Source organism: Ferrovibrio xuzhouensis (assembly GCF_042648965.1).
Taxonomy (GTDB): Bacteria; Pseudomonadota; Alphaproteobacteria; order Ferrovibrionales; family Ferrovibrionaceae; genus Ferrovibrio; species Ferrovibrio xuzhouensis.
The window spans coordinates 125,447-142,372 of record NZ_JBHRYJ010000007.1; the positions used below are offsets into that span (position 1 = coordinate 125,447).

Here is a 16,926-nt window from a genome sequence, read left to right on the forward strand (position 1 = left end):
AAGGATGCCGATTGATATCCTGATGCCGGCCCTCTCGCCCACGATGACCGAGGGCAAGCTGGCCAAGTGGCTGATCAAGGAAGGCGACACGGTCAAGGCCGGCGACGTCATGGCCGAGATCGAGACCGACAAGGCGACCATGGAGTTCGAGGCCACCGACGAGGGCAAGCTCGGCAAGATCCTGGTGGCCGAGGGCACCGAGGGCGTGGCCGTCAACACCCCCATCGCGGTGCTGCTGGAAGAGGGCGAGTCCGCGTCCGACATCAAGGCCGGCGCCGCGCCCAAGCCGGCCGCTGCTCCGGCGCCTGCGCCTGAGAAGGCGGAAGCCCCGAAGGCTGCCGCACCGGCTGCGGCGGCTCCGGCTCCCGCACCGGCGGCCGCAGCACCTGCCCCGAAGCAGGATGGCGCCCGCGTGTTTGCCTCGCCGCTGGCGCGGCGCATGGCGGCCCAGGCCGGCATCGACCTCAGCGCCGTGCAGGGCAGCGGCCCGCATGGCCGCATCGTCAAGGCGGATATCGAGAAGGCGCCGAAAGATGCTGCTGCTGCCGCGCCGGCCGCTGCCGGCAAGGCGGCGGCCCCCGTGGCGTCCGGCCCCATTTCTTCAGGGCCGGGGGCGCGCCAGCTCGCCGACCTGCTCAAGATGCCGTACAGGCTGGAACCGCTCAGCGGCATGCGCAAGACCATCGCGCGCCGTCTGACCGAAGCCAAGCAGACGGTGCCGCATTTCTATCTGACCATCGACACCGAGATCGACGAGCTGCTGGCCTTGCGCAAGCGGCTCAACGACAAGTCGGAGGCCAAGATCAGCGTCAACGACTTCATCATCCGCGCCTCGGCGCTGGCGCTGAAAAAGGTACCGGCCGCCAATGCCAGTTACGACGAGAGCGGCCTGCTGATGTACGAGCATGCCGATATCTCGGTCGCGGTGGCGACGCCGAACGGCCTGATCACGCCGATCGTCAAGCAGGCGGAACAGAAGGGCCTGACCCAGATTGCCGCCGAGATGAAGGACCTCGCCGCGCGCGCCCGTGACGGCAAGCTGAAGCCCGAGGAATTCCAGGGCGGCACCTTCTCGATCTCGAACCTCGGCATGTTCGGCGTCAAGCAGTTCGAGGCGGTGATCAATCCGCCGCAGGGCTGCATTCTCGCCGTCGGCATGGGCGAGGAGCGTGCCATCGTGCGCAAGGGCCAGATCGTGCCGGCCACGATCATGACCTGCACGCTGTCGGTCGATCATCGCGCGGTCGACGGCGCGCTCGGCGCCCAGCTGCTGCAGGCCTTCAAGGGCTATATCGACGACCCGCTGACCATGCTGCTGTGAGCGGGGAGGACAGATCATGAGCGACACCAGTTTCGACGTCATCGTCCTCGGCTCCGGCCCCGGCGGCTACACCACGGCGATCCGCGCGGCCCAGTTGGGTTTCAAGACCGCCATCATCGAGCGCGACCAGCTCGGCGGCATCTGCCTGAACTGGGGCTGCATCCCGACCAAGGCGCTGCTGCGCTCGGCCGAGATCTACAGCCACATCCAGCACGCCGAAGCCTACGGCTTCAAGGTTGAAGGCAAGGTCACCATCGACACGAAGAAGGTGGTCGAGCGCTCGCGCAAGGTCGCGGCCCAGCTCTCGGGCGGCGTCAAGTTTCTGATGAAGAAACACAAGATTCCGGTCTTCGACGGCCATGGCACGCTCAATGGCCGGTCTTCTGATGGTCTGGGCAAGCTGAAGGTGACCAAGGACGGCAAGCCGGTCGCCGATCTGACCGCCAAGCACATCATCCTGGCGACCGGAGCGCGCGCCCGTTCGCTGCCGGGCCTGGAGCCTGACGGCAAGCTGGTCTGGACCTACAGGGAAGCGATGATCCCGGAAAGCCTGCCGAAGTCGCTGCTGGTGGTTGGCTCGGGCGCCATCGGCATCGAATTCGCCAGCTTCTACCGCACGCTGGGTTGCGAGGTCACCGTGGTCGAGGTGATGGACCGCGTGCTGCCGGTGGAAGACGAGGAAATCTCGGGGCTGGCCAAGAAGGCCTTCGAGAAGCAGGGCATGAAGATCCATCTCGGCACGAACGTGACCGCGCTGAAAAAGGCGGCCGACAGCGTGACCGCGACCCTGAAGGACAAGGCCGGCAAGGAAAGCCAGATCACCGTTGACCGCGTGATCCTCGCCGTCGGCATCGTCGGCAATGTCGAGAATATCGGACTCGAGACCACCAGGGTGAAGGTCGAGAAGACCCATGTGGTCACCGACGAGTGGAGCCGCACGGCGGAGCCCGGCATCTACGCCATCGGCGACCTGACCGGTCCGCCGTGGCTCGCCCACAAGGCCGGCCATGAAGGCGTCATCTGCGTCGAGAAGATCGCCGGCGAGAAGGATGTCCATCCGCTTAAAGTCTCCAACATCCCCGGCTGCACGTATTGTACGCCGCAGATCGCCAGCGTCGGTCTGACCGAGACGGCCGCCAAGGCGAAGGGTCACGAGGTCAAGGTCGGCCGCTATCCCTTCCTCGCCAACGGCAAGGCGATTGCGCTGGGCGAGCCTGAGGGCCTGGTCAAGACCGTGTTCGACGCCAAGACCGGCGAACTGCTCGGTGCCCATATGATCGGCGCCGAGGTTACCGAGCTGATCCAGGGTTTCGGTATCGCCAAGACGCTGGAGACCACCGAACTCGAGTTGATGCATGCCATCTTCCCGCATCCGACGCTGAGCGAGATGATGCACGAGTCGACGCTCGACGCTTACGGCAAGGCGCTGAATTTCTAGGCTTTCCGGCCGGGAAGGCCGCCGGGTGCCAGCCCGGGGGCTTTTCTGTATAGTCGGGGCGCGCTACCTCATCCGTGAGGGGTGAAGAGGACCGCATCGTGACCGTGATTTTCAATCCGCCGCCAACTGCTGACCGGGCTGTTACTGACAAGCCGGTCCGCCATCCGGAAAAGGCACATCGCCCGGATACCCCGGTGCTGCGCAAGCCGGACTGGATCCGCGCCAAGGCCCCGACCTCGCCGGAAGTGGCCGAGACGCGCAAGCTGATGCGCGACCTGAAGCTGAACACGGTCTGTGAGGAAGCCGCCTGCCCGAACCTCGGCGAATGCTGGAAGCAGAAGCATGCGACCGTGATGATCCTCGGCGCCGTCTGCACCCGCGCCTGCGCCTTCTGCAATGTCGCCACCGGCAAGCCCGCCGGCGTCGACCACGACGAGCCGGACCATGTGGCGGAAGCCGTCGGCAAGCTGGGCCTCAATCATGTGGTGATCACCTCGGTCGACCGCGACGATCTCGCCGATGGCGGCGCGGCGCAGTTCGTGAAGACGATCGAAGCCATCCGCAAATCCTCGCCCGCGACGACCGTCGAGATTCTGACCCCCGATTTCATCCGCAAGCCCGGCGCCATCGAGGCTGTCGTCGCCGCCCGGCCCGATGTCTACAACCACAATCTCGAGACCGTGCCGCGGCTCTATCCGACGATCCGGCCCGGTGCGCGCTATTTCACCTCGCTGCAGCTGCTTGCCCGGGTGAAGGAAGTCGATCCGTCGATGTTCACCAAGTCTGGCCTGATGGTTGGCCTCGGTGAGGAGAAGATCGAGATCATGCAGGTGATGGACGACCTGCGCGCCGCCGATGTCGACTTCCTGACCATCGGCCAGTATCTGCAGCCGACCCGCAAGCATGCCGAGGTCAAGAGCTTCGTCACCCCCGACGAGTTCAAGGCCTACGAGACGCTGGCTTATTCCAAGGGCTTCCTGATGGTCTCGGCCTCGCCGCTGACCCGCTCGTCGCATCATGCCGGCGACGATTTCGCCCGGCTGAAGGCCAACCGCGAAGCCAAGCTGGCGCGGGCCTAAGAGGCGGCGTGCCGACCCACGCGGAAAAGCGCGTCCTGCCGTATCGCCCGGACCAGCTCTATGCCGTGGTCGCCGGCGTCGAGCATTACCCGAAATTCCTGCCCTGGTGCACAGGCGCCCGCATCCGCGAGCGCGGCCCCAACCTGCTGGTGGCCGACCTGATCATCGGCTTCAAGATGTTCCGCGAACGCTTCACCTCGAAGGTCATGCTGGACCCCGAGGGGATGCGGATCGACGTGGAATACACCGACGGGCCGTTCAAGTATTTGCGCAACCACTGGATTTTCCTGCCCCACGAGCAGGGTTGCGAGATCGATTTCTTTGTCGATTTCGAATTCCGCTCGAAACTGCTGCAGAAGACCATCGAACTGCTGTTCAACGAGGCGGTCCGCCGCATGGTTGCCGCCTTTGAGACACGTGCCCGTCATCTTTACGGGGAGAATGGATTGTCGCTGCCGCCCGGTGCTACGATCCGGACGGCCTGACTGATCCTGCCTGCAGAGAGGGGCGCCATGGTTGCAATGCAAGCTTCGGGAACCCTGCTGGAACGCGGACTGCGCAGCCTGGTCGGTGCCTGGCGCGGTATTGCCGGCGGCGGCGAGGGCGTGCCGCTGAGCCGCGAGGGCGTGCTGGGGCCGAAGGATGTCGACCGCCTGCACGGCCTGTTCGCCGAATGTCTGGAGGCGCGCGGCGGCGAGGTCTCGGCCCGCGCCCGGGCGGCGGCGCTCGGCCGGCTTTATCTCGGCCTGAATGACGACGGCAAGCGCGCCTTCCTGCAGGTGCTGGCTAAAGGCTTCGCCGCCGACGAGCCGGCGCTCGACAAGGCGATGACCGCGGTGCGCGGTGCCGCCGGCGATCCGGTCGCCCGCCAGAAGGCCGAACGCCGGCTGCGCCAGGCGCTGACCCCGCCGCGGCAGAAGCTGCTGACCCAGTTCACCGGCCTGCCGCAGGGCGTGAAGTTCCTCGTCGACATGCGCGCCGATGCCCTGCGCTTCCGCAAGGAGACGCCGGAACTGGCCATCGTCGACGCCGATCTCGAAGATCTCTTCGTGGCCTGGTTCGACGTCGGCTTTCTCGAACTGCAGCGCATCACCTGGAACAGCCCGGCGGCGCTGCTGGAAAAGCTGATCGCCTACGAAGCCGTCCATGCCATCGAGAGCTGGGACGACCTGCGCAACCGGCTCGATGCCGACCGGCGCTGCTATGCTTTCTTCCATCCGCGCATGCCGCTCGAGCCGCTGATCTTCGTCGAGGTGGCGCTGGTCAAGGGCATCGCCGGCAATGTGCAGGCCCTGCTCGACCAGGCCTCGCCGGTGATGGACCCGGGCGAGGCGGATACCGCGATCTTCTATTCGATCTCGAATACCCAGACCGGCCTGCGCGGCATTTCGTTCGGCAATTTCCTGATCAAGCGGGTGGTCGACGACCTGACTCGCGAGCTGCCGCACCTGAAGCAGTTCTCGACCCTGTCGCCGATCCCCGGCTTCCGCAAATGGCTCGACGAGACGGTGGCCCAGGGGGCGCCCGATCTGGTCACCGCCGATGCGCGCGAGAAGCTGCGCGAGGCGCTGGGCCAGCGCTTCTCGAAAGGCATGCTGCCCGGCCTGCTGAAGGATAATGCCTGGGCCGACAATGCGGTGCTGGCCGAGGCGCTGAAGCCGGTGCTGCTGCGGCTCTGCGCGCGCTATCTGCTGACCGCGCAGGACAGGGGCAAGCCGCGCGATCCGGTGGCACGCTTTCACCTCAGCAACGGCGCCAGCGTGCACCGGCTGAACTGGCTCGGCGACCGCTCGAAGAACGGCTTCAAGCAATCGGCCGGCACCATGGTGAACTATCTCTACCGGCTCGACGACATCGACCAGAATCACGAGCGCTTCGTGCGCGACAGCACCATCGCCGCGTCGGGCGAGGTCAAGCGGCTGGCGGATCTTTAGGCCGGCGGCTTTCGCTGGGCGAGGATCTCGGCCAGCATCTCGCCGGCCAGATTGAGCGCATCCTCCACCGTGGCCGTGCGCACCTCCGCGCGGCCGATATCGCCGTAATCCATCTGCTGATGCATGGTCGCCATGCCATGGGCGGCCACCGCGATATGCACGCGGCCGACCGGCTTCTGTGCAGAGCCGCCGCCCGGCCCGGCGATGCCGGTGCAGGCGATGGCGATATCCGCTTCGCTGCGGCGCAGGCAGCCCTCAGCCATGGCGCGCGCCACTTGTTCGGAGACGGCGCCATGGCCGGCGATGACCTCTGCCGGCACGCCGATGGCATAAGACTTGGCAGCATTGGAATAGGTCACATAACCACGCTCGAAGACATCGGACGAGCCGGCGATCTCGGTCAGCGTCGCCGCGATCAGGCCGCCGGTGCAGGATTCGGCGGTGGTCAGCAGCAGCTTGGCCGCGCGGCAGCGTGACAGCAGGTCTTCGGCAAGGCGCAGCAGGGTGTCGTCCATGGGGTCACCAGAAATGCAGAAGGATGAACATGACCAGCGCGGCATAGACGCCGGCCAGCAGGTCGTCGAGAAGCACGCCGCGCGCGCCGCCGATCTGCCGGTCGGCCCATGACACCGGCCAGGGCTTGAAGATGTCGAAGATGCGGAAGGCGACGAAGCCGATCACATAAAGCCGCCAGTCGAGCGGCACGAAGGCCAAGGTCAGCCACTGGCCGGCCACTTCGTCGATGACGATCTCGCCGGGGTCCTCGCCGGGCTGGTGTTTCAGGTATTCGGCAATCGCCCAGAGCGACACCAGCGAGATGGCCACTGTCGCCGCCAGCACGGCCTCCGGTCCGCCGGCCATCTGCAGAGCCCAGGCAAAGGGCAGGGCGCCGAGCGAGCCCCAGGTGCCGGGGCCTTTCGGCAGCTTGCCGAGGCCAAACCAGGTGCAGAGCAGGAAGGGCAGGGCCGGCATGCTTCCGTCCTCAGCCCGGCAGGCGGATGGTGGCGACGGCCTGCGCGGCGACGCCTTCGCCGCGACCGGTGAAGCCGAGCTTTTCGGTGGTGGTCGCCTTCACGCTGACGCGGTCGGCGTCGATGCCGAGGATGCCGGCGATGCGCGTGCGCATCGCCTCGCGATGCGGCCCGATCTTCGGCGCCTCGCAGATGATGGTGATGTCGCAATGGGCGATCAGGCCGTCGCGCGCCCGCACCAGGCCGGCGGCATGGGCGAGGAAGGCGGCGGAGTCCTTGTTTTTCCATTGCGGATCGGAGGGCGGGAAATGCTGGCCGATGTCGCCGGCACCGATGGCGCCGAGGATCGCATCGGTGAGCGCATGCAGCGCCACATCGGCATCGGAATGGCCGGCGAGACTGCGGCCATGCGGCACAGTGATCCCGCCCAGCATCAGCGGCCGGTTCGGTTCGTCACCGAAGGCATGCACGTCGAAGCCCTGGCCGGTGCGGATGTCGCCGCGCTGCATCAGCAGCTGGCGTTCGGCGCGGCGGAAATCCTCGGGTTCGGTCACCTTGAAATTCTCCTCTGTGCCGGCCACCAGCCGCACCGCCAGTCCGGCCTGCTCGGCGACGGCGGCATCGTCGGTCAGCGCCTGGCCGGCCAGCCTGCGGTGGGCGGCGAGGATATCGGCGAAGCGGAAGGCCTGCGGGGTCTGGGCTCGCCACAGGCCGGCGCGATCGATACCGGCATGGGCGTTGCCTGCGACTTCGCGTTTCAGCGTGTCGACCACCGGCACGGCGAGGATCGCACCCGGCGCATCGCGCAGACTGGCAATCAGCGCATCGATCCGGGCATGCTGCAAAAATGGGCGTGCTGCATCATGAATAAGCACATGCCCGGGAGCATCCCTGCTAAGTGCTTCCAGACCAAGCCGGACGCTGTCCTGCCGGGTCGCGCCGCCGGCAATGGGCGCTGTCAGACGACTGTCCATTTCCAAGTCACCCAGGGCGTCGCGGTAGAGCGCCGAATCTTCGGGATGGATCACGACCGCTACCCGTGCTATTGCCGCGTGGCCAAGGCAGGCCCGGAGGCTGTGGCGCAACAGGGGTTGCCCGCCAAGCATCTGGTATTGTTTGGGTTTCTCGCCGCCGGCCCGCGTTCCCCGGCCGGCCGCCACAATCAGTGCGGCAATCGTCATGGCCGGCACCCTAGCCGAGCCCGCTGCGGCCGGCAAAGGTCGCAGGCAGACGAATAATATTGCAGTGCGGTAGGAAACCCATTACAGTGACCAACAACTGTGCACCCCGGGTGTTGTGCAAAAAATGAGCATAACGATAGGTTCCGTCTCGATCGAAGACCCGGTGATCCTGGCTCCCATGTCAGGGGTCACCGACTTGCCGTTCCGTCGCCTGGTGAAGCGCAGCGGGGCGGGCCTCGTCGTGTCCGAGATGATCGCCTCGGAGGCCATGGTGCGCGCATCGCGGCAGTCACTCAAGATGGCAGAAAACACCCCGGAAGAATTTCCGATGTCGGTGCAGCTTGCCGGCTGCGAGGGCGGGGTGATGGCCGAGGCGGCCCGGCTGAATGAGGACAAGGGTGCCGCCATCATCGATATCAATATGGGCTGCCCGGTCAAGAAGGTGGTGAACGGCCATGCCGGTTCGGCGCTGATGCGTGACCTGGAGCATGCCAAAAGCCTGCTGACCGCCACCGTGAAGGCCGTGAAACTGCCGGTGACGCTGAAGATGCGGACCGGCTGGGACGACGCCAGCCGCAATGCGCCGGAACTGGCCCGCATCGCCGAGGGCGAGGGCATCCGGATGCTGACCGTGCATGGTCGCACCCGCTGCCAGCTCTATAACGGCCGTGCCGACTGGGGCTTCGTGCGCAAGGTGAAGGACGCCGTGTCGATCCCGGTGATCGTCAATGGCGATATCACCACCCTGGACGAGGCGAAGGACGCGCTCGACCAGTCCGGCGCCGATGGCGTGATGGTCGGCCGCGGCGCCTATGGCCGGCCGTGGTTCCTGCGCCAGGTGATCGAGTTCCTGAAATCCGGCGTCCGCCTGCCGGACCCGCCGCTGCACGAGCAGCAGGCGACGGTGCTGGAGCATTTCGACGCCATGCTGTCGCATTACGGCGTGCAGACCGGGCTGAAAATCGCCCGCAAGCATGTCGCCTGGTATTCCAAGGGGCTGCCGGGTTCGGCCGAGTTCCGCACCCGTATCATGCAGATCGAGGCGCCCGACCTGGTGCGCCATACGATCCGCGACTTCTATGCACCGCAGCTCGACAGGATGGCCGCCTGATGCGTAATGCCGAGCGCACTGCCAATGCCCCGCCGCCTGCCGGTGCCGATTTGCCGGCGATCGACACCACCCAGGTGCTTGGCGCGCTGCCGACCCCCATTCTGCTGGTCGGCGACCAGGGCGAGATCTATTACGCCAATCCGGCCGCCGAGCAGTTCTTCGATTCCGGCGCGGCCTTCCTCTATCGCCAGAACCTGCGCGACCTGGTGCCGTTCGGCAGCCCGGTCCTGCAACTGATCGCCCAGGTCTTCCGCGAGCGCTATACCGTTTCCGAATATGACGTCGACCTTGGCTCGCCGCGGCTGGGCGAACGGCTGGTCGATGTTCAGGTCTCGCCAGTGCCCGAGCAGACCGACCGCGCCGTGGTGCGCTTCGACGAACGCACCGTGGCCGCCAAGATCGACCGTGCGCTGACCTATCGCGGCGCTGCCCGTTCGGTGGTCGGCATGGCCGCGATCCTGGCCCATGAAGTGAAGAACCCGCTCAGCGGCATCCGTGGCGCCGCGCAGCTGCTGGAGCTCAATGCCAGCCAGGCTGACCGCGAACTGACACGCCTGATCTGCGACGAGACGGATCGTATCTGCGGCCTGGTCGACCGCATGGAGATATTCTCCGACAAGCGGCCGATCAACCGCGGCCCGGTCAATATCCACCAGGTGCTGGAGCATGTGCGCAAGATCGCCCAGGCCGGTTTTGCCAAACATCTGCGCTTTGTCGAGAAATACGATCCCTCGCTGCCGCCGGTCTACGGCAATCGCGACCAGCTGGTGCAGGTCTTCCTCAATCTGGTGAAGAATGCCGCCGAAGCGGTCGGCGACGACCCGGCCGGCGAGATCGTGCTGACCACCGCCTACCGCCATGGCGTGCGGCTGGCGGTGCGCGGTTCGCGCGACCGGTTGCATCTGCCGCTCGAGGTTTCGGTGCAGGATAACGGCCCCGGCGTGCCCGAGGATATCCGCACCTATCTGTTCGATCCCTTTGTGACAACCAAGGCCAGCGGCTCTGGCCTCGGTCTTGCATTGGTTGCGAAGATCATCGGCGACCATGGCGGCGTCATCGAATGCGACAGTCGCCCCCGCCGAACCGTCTTTAGCGCCCGTCTGCCGGTGAACCCGACAACGGAAGATTCCGGAGAGTCCTGATTATGAGTACTAAGGGCACCATTCTCGTAGCCGACGACGACCGCTCGATCCGCACCGTACTGGATCAGGCGCTGGGCCGGGTCGGCTATCAGGTGCGCTCGACCGGAAATGCCGCCACCCTGTGGCGCTGGTCTTCCGAAGGCGAGGGCGACCTGATCATCACCGACGTGGTGATGCCCGACGAGAACGGCCTCGACCTGCTGCCGCGCATCAAGCGCATCCGCCCCGATCTGCCGATCATCGTGATGAGCGCGCAGAAGACGCTGCTGACCGCGGTGAAGGCGGCCGAGCGCGGCGCCTATGACTATCTGCCGAAGCCCTTCGACCTCAAGGAACTGCTGCGCGTCGTCGAGCGGGCGATGAGCCAGCCCAAGGCGGTGCAGTCGGAAGAGGCGCAGGCCGCGGCCGACGAGGAAAAGCTGCCGCTGATCGGCCGCTCGCCGGCCATGCAGGAAATCTACCGCGTGATGGCGCGCCTGATGGGCACCGACCTCACCGTGCTGATCTACGGCGAGTCCGGCACCGGCAAGGAGCTGGTGGCCCGCGCGCTGCACGATTACGGCAAGCGCCGCAACGGGCCGTTCGTCGCCATCAACATGGCGGCGATCCCGCGCGAGCTGATCGAATCCGAACTGTTCGGCCACGAGAAGGGTGCGTTTACCGGTGCCGCCAATCGTTACGCCGGCCGCTTCGAGCAGGCCGAGGGCGGCACGCTGTTCCTTGACGAGATCGGCGACATGCCGATCGAGGCGCAGACCCGGCTGTTGCGCGTGCTGCAGCAGGGCGAATACACCACGGTGGGTGGCCGCACGCCGATCCGCACCGATGTCCGCATCGTCGCCGCCACCAACCGCGACCTGCGGCAGGCGGTGAACCAGGGCCTGTTCCGCGAAGACCTGTTCTACCGCCTCAATGTCGTGCCGCTGCGCCTGCCGCCGCTGCGCGAGCGCAGCGAGGATATCGCCGACCTGGTCCGCCACTTCCTCAACCAGGCCGCCGCCCAGGGCCTGCCGACCAAGACGGTGGCCGCCGAGGCGATGGAACGGCTGCGGCGCTACCGCTGGCCGGGCAACGTCCGCGAACTGGAAAACCTGGTCCGCCGGCTCGGCGCGCTCTACGCCGACGACGTGATCGGCGTCGAGGTGATCGAGAACGAGCTGGCCGAGCCGCCGCAGACGCCGCGCGCCAGCGAGCCGAGCGAGGAGGAGACCCTCACCGGCGCCATCGAGCGGCATCTGACCAAGTTCTTCGCCACCCAGGGCGATGACCTGCCGCCGCCCGGCCTGTACGACCGGATGCTGCGGGAACTGGAAATCCCGCTGATTTCCCTCAGTCTGGCCGCCACCCGGGGCAACCAGATCAAGGCCGCCCATATGCTTGGCCTGAACCGGAATACGCTGCGCAAGAAGATCCGCGACCATAACATCCAGGTCATCCGGGGCCTGAAATAGCCGAACCCTCGGGCCGCCCCGGCCGCAGCCGGGGGCGGCCGATGGATGCCCGCCGACGGGTGCCCGCCGGGCCCGGCTGGGCTATGATCGGCCCATGAGGCGGCCCGCGATTCACCTGCCATGACCGAAGACACCCTCCCGACAGGCGGCAGCCCGGCTGCCAGCACGATGAGCGCCCGGCTGTGGCGTCGCATGCTCGGCTGGGTTCGCCGCTACCGGCTGATCCGCAATCTCGAAATTTCGCTGGCGATCCTCGCCCTGATCGTCGGCACGCTGACCTATCTGGCGATGACGCCGGGCGCGAACCAGGACCTGACCCCCCGCGAGGTGCAGATCCTGCTGCTTACCGACCTCGTGGTGCTGCTCGGACTGACCACCCTGGTCGCCCGCCGGCTGGTGAACCTGTGGATGCAGCGCCGCAGCGGCGCGGCTGGTTCGCGCCTGCATGCCCGCATGGTCATGCTGTTTGCCGCGGTCACCGCCCTGCCGACGGTGCTGATGACAGTCTTCGCCGTGCTGTTTTTCAATCTCGGCCTGCAAACCTGGTTCAGCGACCGCGTCAATACGGCAGTCAAATCCTCGGTTGCCGTCGCGGAGGCCTATATCCAGGAACATCGCAAGACGATCCGCGCCGACGTGTTGGCTATGGCACTTGATCTCAATCGCGAGGCACCGCAGCTGACCCGTGACGCCTATGCCTTCCAGCAGGCGGTGCGCCAGCTGTCGCGCCTGCGCGGGCTGGGCGAGGCGGTGGTGTTCACATCCACCGGCCAGATCCTGGCGCGCAGCGAACTCAGCCTGCTGATGGAATTCGACCGGATTCCCTCTGCCGCGATCAAGGAGGCGAATGCCGGCCAGGTGGTGATCATGACCGGCGAGACCGACGACCGGGTTCGCGCGCTGTTTAAGCTGGACGGCTATCTCGATGCCTATCTCTATGTCGGCCGCTTTATTGACAATAAGGTGCTCGGTGAACTGGAACGCACCCGGTCGGCGGCGGCGCAGTATAACCGGCTGGAACAGGCGCGGTCGGCGCTTGAAATCAACTTCGCCATCCTGTTCATGCTGATTTCGCTGCTGCTGTTGCTGGCGGCAATCTGGTTCGGCCTGCTGATCGCCAATCGCCTGGTCACACCGATCGGGGAGGTGGTCTCGGTGGCGGAGCGCATCCGCGCCGGCGACCTGACCGCCCGGGTCACCGAACAGGGCGACGACGACGAGATCGCGACGCTTGGCCGCACCTTCAACCGCATGACCGGCCAGCTTGCCGCGCAGCAATCGGAACTGATCGCCGCCAACCGGCAGCTCGACGAACGGCGGCGCTTCACCGAGACGGTGCTGGGCGGTGTCAGCGCCGGCGTCGTCGGTCTCGACCCACAGGGCCTCGTCACCCTGCCGAACCCCTCGGCGCTGACGATGCTGCAGCGGGATTTCGATCAGGTCACCGGCCAGCCGTTTACTGTGGTTGCGCCCGAGATGGCCGACCTGCTCAATGAGCTGATCGCCGAACCTTCGGGATCGGTGGCCCATGGCCAGGTGCTGCTGCGGCGCGGCGATATCAGCCGCACATTGCTCGTGCGGATCGCGCGCGAAGTCACCAACAACGAATTGCTGGGCTATGTCGTCACCTTCGACGACGTCACCGAACTGGTCTCGGCGCAGCGCAATGCTGCCTGGGCGGATATCGCGCGGCGCATTGCCCATGAGATCAAGAATCCGCTGACGCCGATCCAGCTGTCTGCCGAACGGCTGAAGCGCAAATACCTCAAGGAAGTGCAGACCGATCCGGACGTCTTCGCGCAGTGTACGGATACGATCATCCGCCAGGTCGGCGACATCGGCCGCATGGTCGATGAATTCTCCACCTTTGCCCGCATGCCGCGACCGGTTTATCGCGACGAGGATCTCGGCCAGCTGATCCGCCAGGCGATCTTCCTGCAGCAGGTGGCGCGGCAGGATATCCGTTTCGAGAGCGAACTGCCGGCCGAGCCGATGCAGATCAGCTGCGACGCCCGCCAGATCGCCCAGGTGCTGACCAATATCCTGCAGAATGCCATTGACGCGATCGACGGCCGTGAACGGCCGGGCGACGGCGCGACGCTGGAGCCCGGCCGGATTCTGGTCCGGCTCGGCGGCGAGGGCAACATGCTCGACATCCGGGTGATCGATAACGGCAAGGGGCTGCCGCTGGAGAACCGTGACCGCCTGTTCGAACCCTACGTGACGACGCGGACCAAGGGCACCGGCCTTGGCCTTGCCATCGTCAAGAAGATCATCGAGGAGCATGGCGGCACCATTGCCCTGACCGATGCCCCGGGATTTGATCCGGACCTGAAAAATGGTAGCGTGGCGCGGATTCGGCTGCCGCGTAAGCCGGCGGGTGCCGGGGATCACGGCCCCCACCGGCAGGACAGCGATCTACGGGACCGCGACCTGCAGGATGGCGGGCGGGGCATCGGGCCGGACCGGAGCCAGGAACAGACAATCGTGCGGAAATCAGGTTCAGGCGGTCATGGCGCGTGACATTCTCATTGTCGATGACGAAGCCGATATCCGCAATCTGATCGCCGGCATCCTGCAGGATGAAGGCTACGAGACGCGTATGGCCGGCGATTCCGACGGCGCCCTGCGCGAGATCGAGGCGCGCCGGCCCAATCTGGTGATTCTCGATATCTGGCTGCAGGGCAGCAAGCTCGACGGCCTTGAGATTCTCGACCGCGTCATCCGCCACCACAGCACCGTGCCGGTCATCATGATTTCCGGTCACGGCAATATCGAGACCGCGGTGGCGGCGATCAAGCGCGGCGCCTACGACTATATCGAGAAGCCGTTCAAGAGCGACCGCCTGCTGCTGGTGGTCGACCGCGCGCTGGAACAGGCGCGGCTGAAACGCGAGAACGAGGAATTGCGGCAGCGCTCCGGCACCACGCTGGAACTGATCGGCCAGTCCGCCGCGATGGTGGCGTTGCGGCAGGCGATCGAGCGGGTGGCGCCGACCAACAGCCGCGTGCTGGTCAGCGGCCCGGCGGGTGCCGGCAAGGAGCTGGTGGCCCGGCTGATTCACCAGCGCTCGCGCCGTGCCGGCGGACCCTTCGTCGTGCTCAATGTCGCGGCACTGATGCCCGATCGCATGGACCAGGAGCTGTTCGGCATCGAAGAGGCCGTGAACGGCCAGCGGCATCATCGCATCGGCGTGCTGGAAGGTGCCCATGGCGGCACATTGTTCCTCGACGAAATTGCGGAGATGCTGCCGGAAACCCAGGCCAAGCTGCTGCGCGTGCTGACCGAGCAGAGCTTCGAGCGCGTCGGTGGCCGGACCCGTGTGCAGGTCGATGTCCGCATTGTTTCGGGCACCTGCCACGACCTGGCTGGCCGTGTCGGGCTGGGGCTGTTCCGCCAGGACCTGTTCCACCGCCTGAATGTCGTGCCGCTCAAGGTGCCCGGCCTGCGCGACCGGCGCGAGGACATCCCGCTGCTGGTCAAGCATTTCGTCGGCGTTGAGGCTCAACGCCAGGGCGTGCCGCTGCGCGAACTGGCCGAGGATGCGCTGCTCGCCATGCAGTCGGCCGAGTGGCCCGGCAATGTGCGTGAGCTGCGCAATGCGCTGTCCCGCCTGCTGATCCTGATGCCGGTCGAGCAGAAGGGTGCCATCCACGCCGACATGCTGCCGGCGGATCTCGGTGCCACGCCACCAGTGGCCCTGCGGCCGGAAACTACCACCGAGGTGATGGCGCTGCCGCTGCGCGAGGCGCGCGAGATGTTCGAGCGTGAATACCTGCTGGCCCAGATTACCCGGTTCGGCGGCAATGTGTCGCGCACGGCGGGCTTTATCGGCATGGAGCGTTCGGCCCTGCACCGCAAGCTGAAGGCGCTCGGCGTCGCCAATCTCGACCGCAACGGATAAGGCGAAGGAACCGCCATGAAAGTCATCGTCTGCGGGGCCGGGCTGGTCGGAACCACCATCGCCCGGCAGCTGGCCACTGAAGGCAACGAGGTCACGGTTATCGACCTGTCGGCCGAGCGCACCCATAAGGTCGCTGAAAGCTATGACCTGCGCGGCATTGTCGGCCATGCCTCGCATCCGGACGTACTTGAGCAGGCCGGCGCCGCTGATTCGGATATGCTGATCGCGGTGACCTTCGCCGACGAGGTCAACATGGTGGCCTGCGAAGTGGCCCATGCGCTGTTCAACGTGCCGACCAAGATTGCGCGCGTGCGGGCGCAGAGCTACCTGAAGCCGGAATGGTCTGACCTGTTCAACGAGAAGCACATCTCGATCGACTACATCATCTCGCCCGAGATCGAGGTGGCGCGCGCCATTCACCGCCGTATCCTGACGCCGGGCGCCTTTGACATGATCCCCTTCGCCGACGACAAGCTGCGCCTGATCGGCGTCCGTCTCGGCGAGGAATGTCCGGTGCTGAACACGCCGCTGCGCCAGCTGACCGAGCTGTTTCCCGATCTCGGCATCAACATCTGCGGCATCAACCGCAACGGTAACATGATCGTGCCGGATGCCGACGACCACATGGAAGTCGCCGACGAAATCTATTTCTGCACCTTGCCCGACCATGTGCTGCGTGCCATGCGGCTGTTCGGCCATGAGGAACGCGAGGCGCGCCGTATTGTCATCTCGGGCGGCGGCAATATCGGCCTGTTCCTGGCCCGCGAGATCGAGGAGACCCAGCCGTCGGTCATGCTGAAGATGATCGAGTCCAACAAGGCGCGTGCCGAATTTATCGCCGGCCAGCTCAAGAATGCCGTGGTGCTGAACGGCGATGCGCTCGACATGGATATTCTCAACGAGGCCAAGGCCGGTTCGGCCGAAGCTATCATCGCCCTGACCAACGACGACGAGGTGAATATCCTCACCTCGCTGCTGGCCAAGCGGGCGGGCAGTCAGCGGGCCATTACGCTGGTGAACAATCCGGCCTACGAGAACCTGATCGGCTCGCTCGGCGTCGACGTGGTGGTCAATCCGCGCTCGACCACCGTCTCGTCGATCCTGCAGCATGTCCGCCGCGGCCGCATCCGTGGCGTCTACAGCCTGCGCGACGGCGCCGCCGAGGTGATGGAAGCCGAGGCCGTCGAGACCAGCGCGCTGGTCGGCCAGCCGCTGCGCGAGCTCGATCTGCCCGCCGGCATGATGATCGGTGCCATCATCCGTGGCGAAGAGGTGATCATCGCGCGCAGCGACAGCGAGATCGAGGCCGGTGACCGCATCATTCTGTTCGTCCGCAAGGATGCCGTGAAAAAAGTCGAGAAACTCTTCGCGGTCCGTCTGGAGTTTTTCTAAGT

General features: G+C 65.9%; 14 protein-coding genes. 11 read left to right on the forward strand and 3 right to left on the reverse strand.

Annotated features, from left to right (window positions below; translation table 11 throughout):
• The first annotated feature begins 4 nt into the window (after positions 1–4).
• The 5 genes from ACFOOQ_RS21605 to ACFOOQ_RS21625 all read left to right on the forward strand — a co-directional run bounded on the left by ACFOOQ_RS21605 (position 5) and on the right by ACFOOQ_RS21625 (position 5,772).
• A complete protein-coding gene (locus tag ACFOOQ_RS21605) occupies positions 5–1,321 on the forward strand; it encodes a pyruvate dehydrogenase complex dihydrolipoamide acetyltransferase (protein WP_379729765.1) in 1,317 nt (438 codons plus the stop codon).
• A gap of 16 nt (positions 1,322–1,337) precedes the next feature.
• Positions 1,338–2,759: a dihydrolipoyl dehydrogenase gene (lpdA, locus tag ACFOOQ_RS21610; RefSeq protein ID WP_379729766.1), complete on the forward strand. Its 1,422-nt coding sequence runs from the start codon at positions 1,338–1,340 to the stop codon at positions 2,757–2,759.
• A gap of 98 nt (positions 2,760–2,857) precedes the next feature.
• The gene (gene lipA, locus ACFOOQ_RS21615) at positions 2,858–3,838 is read left to right on the forward strand and encodes a lipoyl synthase (protein ID WP_379729767.1); all 981 of its coding nucleotides are present in this window, start codon (positions 2,858–2,860) and stop codon (positions 3,836–3,838) included.
• 8 nt (positions 3,839–3,846) lie between these two features.
• Positions 3,847–4,323: a type II toxin-antitoxin system RatA family toxin gene (locus tag ACFOOQ_RS21620; protein ID WP_379729768.1), complete on the forward strand. Its 477-nt coding sequence runs from the start codon at positions 3,847–3,849 to the stop codon at positions 4,321–4,323.
• Positions 4,324–4,350: 27 nt separating this feature from the next.
• Positions 4,351–5,772, forward strand: a complete 1,422-nt coding sequence (locus ACFOOQ_RS21625) for a malonyl-CoA decarboxylase (protein WP_379729769.1) — start codon at positions 4,351–4,353, stop codon at positions 5,770–5,772.
• On the opposite strand, the gene ACFOOQ_RS21630 is transcribed toward ACFOOQ_RS21625, so the two are convergent.
• From ACFOOQ_RS21630 to ACFOOQ_RS21640, 3 genes are read right to left on the reverse strand one after another with little or no spacing between them, the layout of a single operon-like run.
• Positions 5,769–6,287, reverse strand: a complete 519-nt coding sequence (locus ACFOOQ_RS21630) for a CinA family protein (RefSeq protein WP_379729770.1) — start codon at positions 6,285–6,287, stop codon at positions 5,769–5,771. The genes ACFOOQ_RS21625 and ACFOOQ_RS21630 overlap by 4 nt on opposite strands.
• Before the next feature lie 4 nt (positions 6,288–6,291).
• The gene (locus ACFOOQ_RS21635) at positions 6,292–6,744 is read right to left on the reverse strand and encodes a phosphatidylglycerophosphatase A family protein (RefSeq protein ID WP_379729771.1); all 453 of its coding nucleotides are present in this window, start codon (positions 6,742–6,744) and stop codon (positions 6,292–6,294) included.
• Between the two features lie 10 nt (positions 6,745–6,754).
• Positions 6,755–7,924 (reverse strand): bifunctional 2-C-methyl-D-erythritol 4-phosphate cytidylyltransferase/2-C-methyl-D-erythritol 2,4-cyclodiphosphate synthase, encoded by a 1,170-nt coding sequence (locus tag ACFOOQ_RS21640; protein ID WP_379729772.1) that lies wholly within the window; start codon positions 7,922–7,924, stop codon positions 6,755–6,757.
• 124 nt (positions 7,925–8,048) lie between these two features.
• Here ACFOOQ_RS21640 and dusB point away from each other — a divergent pair, with 124 nt between their 5' ends.
• The 6 genes from dusB (at position 8,049) to trkA (ending at position 16,924) form a co-directional block, all read left to right on the forward strand.
• Positions 8,049–9,035, forward strand: coding sequence for a tRNA dihydrouridine synthase DusB (gene dusB / locus ACFOOQ_RS21645; protein ID WP_379729773.1), 987 nt, complete (start codon positions 8,049–8,051; stop codon positions 9,033–9,035).
• On the forward strand, positions 9,035–10,177 hold the full coding sequence (locus ACFOOQ_RS21650) for a two-component system sensor histidine kinase NtrB (protein ID WP_379729774.1): 1,143 nt from the start codon (positions 9,035–9,037) through the stop codon (positions 10,175–10,177). The genes dusB and ACFOOQ_RS21650 overlap by 1 nt, the downstream gene beginning before the upstream one ends.
• A 2-nt stretch (positions 10,178–10,179) precedes the next feature.
• Positions 10,180–11,628 (forward strand): nitrogen regulation protein NR(I), encoded by a 1,449-nt coding sequence (ntrC, locus tag ACFOOQ_RS21655; protein WP_379729775.1) that lies wholly within the window; start codon positions 10,180–10,182, stop codon positions 11,626–11,628.
• A 120-nt stretch (positions 11,629–11,748) separates the two neighbouring features.
• Positions 11,749–14,151 carry a sensor histidine kinase NtrY-like gene (locus tag ACFOOQ_RS21660; RefSeq protein ID WP_379729776.1) on the forward strand — a complete coding sequence of 801 codons (2,403 nt, stop codon included), beginning with the start codon at positions 11,749–11,751 and terminating at the stop codon, positions 14,149–14,151.
• The gene (gene ntrX, locus ACFOOQ_RS21665) at positions 14,141–15,532 is read left to right on the forward strand and encodes a nitrogen assimilation response regulator NtrX (protein WP_379729777.1); all 1,392 of its coding nucleotides are present in this window, start codon (positions 14,141–14,143) and stop codon (positions 15,530–15,532) included. Before ACFOOQ_RS21660 ends, ntrX begins: the two co-directional genes overlap by 11 nt.
• Before the next feature lie 15 nt (positions 15,533–15,547).
• Positions 15,548–16,924, forward strand: a complete 1,377-nt coding sequence (gene trkA, locus ACFOOQ_RS21670) for a Trk system potassium transporter TrkA (RefSeq protein ID WP_379729779.1) — start codon at positions 15,548–15,550, stop codon at positions 16,922–16,924.
• Positions 16,925–16,926 lie beyond the last annotated feature (2 nt).